This is a genomic window from Methanomassiliicoccales archaeon (genome assembly GCA_014361295.1).
Taxonomy (GTDB): Archaea; Thermoplasmatota; Thermoplasmata; order Methanomassiliicoccales; family JACIVX01; genus JACIVX01.
In genome coordinates this window covers 1-2,956 of record JACIVX010000049.1, presented here as the reverse complement: position 1 = coordinate 2,956, position 2,956 = coordinate 1, and the positions used below count along the sequence as shown (strand labels likewise).

The 2,956-nt window shown below is 42.2% G+C and carries 5 protein-coding genes; 4 read left to right on the top strand and 1 reads right to left on the bottom strand.

What is annotated here, in order from left to right; translation table 11 throughout:
• Positions 1–623 (bottom strand): SDR family NAD(P)-dependent oxidoreductase (locus tag H5T41_10950; GenBank protein ID MBC7109275.1); only part of this gene is annotated, 623 nt, incomplete at its 3' end.
• 81 nt (positions 624–704) lie between these two features.
• Here H5T41_10950 and H5T41_10945 point away from each other — a divergent pair.
• The 4 genes from H5T41_10945 to H5T41_10930 all read left to right on the top strand — a co-directional run.
• Positions 705–1,109, top strand: a complete 405-nt coding sequence (locus H5T41_10945; protein MBC7109274.1) for a nucleotidyltransferase domain-containing protein — start codon at positions 705–707, stop codon at positions 1,107–1,109.
• Positions 1,084–1,521 (top strand): DUF86 domain-containing protein, encoded by a 438-nt coding sequence (locus H5T41_10940; protein MBC7109273.1) that lies wholly within the window; start codon positions 1,084–1,086, stop codon positions 1,519–1,521. The genes H5T41_10945 and H5T41_10940 overlap by 26 nt, the downstream gene beginning before the upstream one ends.
• Before the next feature lie 13 nt (positions 1,522–1,534).
• Positions 1,535–2,530, top strand: coding sequence for an NDP-sugar synthase (locus H5T41_10935; GenBank protein MBC7109272.1), 996 nt, complete (start codon positions 1,535–1,537; stop codon positions 2,528–2,530).
• A 37-nt stretch (positions 2,531–2,567) separates the two neighbouring features.
• A partial coding sequence (locus tag H5T41_10930) for an oligosaccharide flippase family protein (GenBank protein MBC7109271.1) occupies positions 2,568–2,956 on the top strand: 389 nt, incomplete at its 3' end.

The window sequence follows — 2,956 nt, the reverse complement described above, 5'->3', positions numbered from 1 at the left end:
CTCTGTGTTCCATCGCCTAAAATCTCCAATCTGTTTGGATTCTTCTTGAGTTTGTTTATGAAATCATAGATAACTCCATGGTTTGACCTCTTCCCTATTATATTTGCCAGCCTGAAGACCACGGCTTTTACGTCAAATGTGTGGGCATAGCCTGATATCAATGCTTCGGCAGCCAACTTTGCCCCGCCATAGACGCTTATCGGTTCCAGGGGCCCATAATCCTCGGGGGTTGGTATCGTCTTTGCCTCCCCATAAACTGTGGATGAGGAAGTGAAGGCCAGTGCTTTTACATCTTCTTTTCTCATGGCCTCGAGGAGGTTGTAGGTTATGAGAACGTTAGTCTCATATAAAAGTTCTGGACTTTGGGTGCCAATCCTCACTTCAGGATTTGCAGCAAGATGAAAAACGGCATCCACTCCTTTAACTGCTTTTTCACAAATGTCTCTCCTTCTCAGGTCTCCATGCATAAATTCAAAACGTTCGTGATCAATCCCCCCTTTGAGGTTTTCCAAGCTCCCTGCGCTTAAATCATCGAGAACTCTAACTTCATGACCCCCCTCCATAAGTCTATCCACAAGGTGAGAGCCTATAAACCCGGCACCGCCAGTTACGAGTACCTTCATTCTATCACCAAACTAACTTTAATAGTAGTTCTCTTAAGCTTTAGGGAAAGTTTTTTAGTTTTCAGATGTGAATTTTAATACATGAGGATATACAACTTACCATCCGAGGATAGAGAGAAGATAAAGAAGAGGATTACCGATTTTTTAATTAATCGGAAAGAGGTTTTGTTTGCTTATATTCACGGATCTTTCATTGAAAACCGTCCATTCAGAGACATTGACGTTGCTATTTACGTTGATGGAGATCACGATTTAGCCTATGAGCTGGAGATGGAAGAGGAGCTAACACAGTTTATAGGGCTTCCAGTTGATGTTAGGGTTGTTAATAATGCCCCGGTGACGTTCAGATTTAAGGCTCTTGAGGGAGAGCTCCTTTTTAGTAGGGATGATAATGCCAGATGTGAGTTTGAGGAAGGGACTTTGCGTGAGTATCATGATTATTCTTATTATCTCAGGAGGTATGGGAGGGATCTCCTTGGAATATGACAAAGAAAAAATCATGAAGCTTGTTTCAGAAGCGGAGAATGCCTTACAGAACCTTCGAGAACTTTCAAGTTTCTCTGAAGAGGACTTTTTAAAGAACAAGCATTACATTTCAAGCGCCAAATATAATCTGTTAGTTGCTATCGAAGCATGTATTGATATTGCATATCACTTAATTTCTAAAAATCGTATGAGGCTTCCCCAAGATTACGCTGACACTTTCAGAGTTTTAGTAGAGAATGGTATTATAAGTGAACATTTGGGGAAACGTTTAATGCTAATGGTTAGGTTCAGGAACAGGCTTGTGCACATATATTGGGAGATCAACGACAAAAAGATTTACCATTATCTTAAGGACGATGTTCGTGGTGTTGAGGAATTTCTGAATAAAATCCGGGAGACATTACGAGAATAAGGGGGTGTAATAAATGAAAGTCCTTATCATGGCCGGCGGATATGCCACTCGTTTGTGGCCGATCACAAAGGGTAAACCAAAACCCCTCTTACCTGTGGGAGATAAATACATCATCGATTACATCCTTGAGAAGACCAAGGATCTTGGTTTGGAAGTCTATGTATCCACCAACAAGTTCTTTGAGAAGCATTTTAAGAATTGGGCCGAAAAAAACAACGTTGGGCTTATTGTGGAGGAAACCATAAGCGAAGAGGAAAAGCTCGGAACCATTGGAGCCATTAAATATGCAGTATCAGAACTTGGGGTTGATGATTACCTTATAGTTGCTGGTGACAATCTGTTCTCCTTTTCTCTGGGGGAGTTTTTGAAACACTACAGTGGAAGGCCGTTAATAGCTGTTTACGACGTTGGTGATTTTGAGTTAGCGAAGAGGTATGGTGTGGTGCTGGTTGAGGGGGATAGAGTGATTGATTTTCAGGAAAAACCCCTGCAACCAAAGTCCACATTGATAAGCACTGGCGTTTATGCTTTTCCAAAGGATGTTATAGAGAAGGTTGGTGAATACCTCGAAGAGGGCAACAGAGATTCGCCGGGCTATTTCATAGAGTGGCTTCTTAAGAAGGACGTTGAAATTTATGCATACAAGTTCGATGACTACTGGTATGATATTGGTTCGGCCGATAGTTATCTGGAGGCCATGAAGACCCTTTTGAAGGAGAGTAAGATTGAGGAGATTCAGATAAGTTCTTATTCTAAGATAATCAATCCTGTGGTTATAAAGAAGGGTGCGAGAATTCTCGGAAGGTCGATAGTTGGGCCCTACGCCTACGTTGGGGAGAACTGCGTGATTGAGAACTCCGATGTTAGCGATTCGATAATCTTTGGTAACACTGTTATCAGGGGTTCTACAATATGGCGCTCCATAATAGATGAGAAGTGCGAGATAAGGAATCTCGAGCTTAAGAAGAGCTTGGTTGGAGGTCATGCTAAGATACAGAGGGGAGATTAGGTTTTTATACTGTGCCTTTCATTAGGTTTTGAGGACTATGACTGAGAGCTTAAAACTAAGGCTAATCAAAAACGCGGGCTGGCTTTTCAGTGCTGAGGTTATTTCGAAACTCCTAGCCTATGGCGTGGTAGTACTTTTAAGCAGAACCCTAGGCCCGGAAGGACTCGGTCAGTATTCGTTCATCTTCTACTACGTGGGGCTTCTTGGAATATTCTCTGATTTGGGTGTTGGTTATTATCTTATGAGGGAAGTTGCCAGGGACAGGAAAAAGCTCAACGAGCTGCTCCCGGGTGTCTTGGGTCTTAAGATCGTACTCGCGATTGTTAATTTCTTGGTTATTGTAGGAATAACACTTTTCCTTCCGAAGCCGGATTGGATGAAGATTCTCATAATTTTGGCTGGAGCTGAGGCAATGCTTACTTGGAT